Genomic DNA, 1,006 nt, shown 5'->3' with positions numbered 1-1,006 from the left:
GGTGTATAAAGGGGATTCCAGCGATGGCTCGTAAACGATCCAGCGTTTACGACCAATTAATTGGATCGCAAATACGTCCCGAGTATCCCAGTGGCATCGAAAGGAGTCCTTGCTTCCGAAAGATAGATATGCGCTGCTTACGACTTGTCTCCCGGTAAATGTTGCAATTTGTTTTGATACTTCATTTACTTTTTCTGAATTTTTTATCTTGTTTGTGATTAGTGTTGCGCCTTTTTTTAGACTCTCATAGATGATGGGTTTGATCAGTCGATGGCGTAATACTCCAATATCAAGATAGTTTTCTACGTACTCTGATTTGGGGCGTATGCCGTTTAAGGAAAGTTTTAAATCATCGGATGCTGCGTCGCTGTTATCGTAAATATGATTTATATCATTCCATGAGAATCGAGTGTTAGAAGCCGCTCCCTTAATAAGTAGTGGTTTTTTTTCTTGGTGTTTTTCAAAAAATTCATCAAAAGACATGTTGAGCGATATGCTCATAAAGATAGGCCTTAGGAGCCTGGCGGCATTAGGGCGGCAAGGCTCAATTTTTAGTTGAGTTTAGTTGTAGTTTGTTCCGCCGTAGTTAGTCCCGGCTGCATTAACAGCACTTTGAGCTTGTCCTCCTAGCATGCCGGAATAAAACCCTACTTCCGCACCGAGGATGGTTGCAGCGGTAGTTTGGGCTACTCCCATGCCGGCAGGCCCCAGAAGAAAACCTGCGGCTCCCCCTGCGACTGCACTTGCAGTAAGGCCAGCGATATCTCCTTGGCCAGTTGCCATTGCTCCTCCGATGTAAGTTGCAGCGCCCGTAACGGCCCCAACAACAGCTCCGGGTGGACCTACTGCGCCAGATACTAATTCAAAGTCACATATTGTTAATTCGCGCATAGTTGCTCCTGATACTGGATGGGGTGAGTTGTGAGTAGTTGACTATCTATTGTTGGAGGGCGAATTTTGTGGACCATAGGATAATGGCAGGAATTATATGAAGTAATAGAAAGAT

The 1,006-nt window shown here is 44.8% G+C and carries 2 protein-coding genes; both read right to left on the bottom strand.

Annotated features, from left to right (window positions below):
- The coding region (locus AC1DSG_RS31370; RefSeq protein ID WP_477794325.1) for a JmjC domain-containing protein at positions 1 to 501 on the bottom strand (501 nt) is incomplete at its 3' end.
- Positions 502 to 561: 60 nt separating this feature from the next.
- Positions 562 to 891, bottom strand: coding sequence for a hypothetical protein (locus tag AC1DSG_RS31365; RefSeq protein ID WP_477794324.1), 330 nt, complete (start codon positions 889 to 891; stop codon positions 562 to 564).
- Between the last annotated feature and the right edge of the window lie 115 nt (positions 892 to 1,006).

It is taken from the genome of Pseudomonas sp. P5_A12, assembly GCF_056400685.1.
This window is presented reverse-complemented; position numbering and strand designations above follow the sequence as displayed.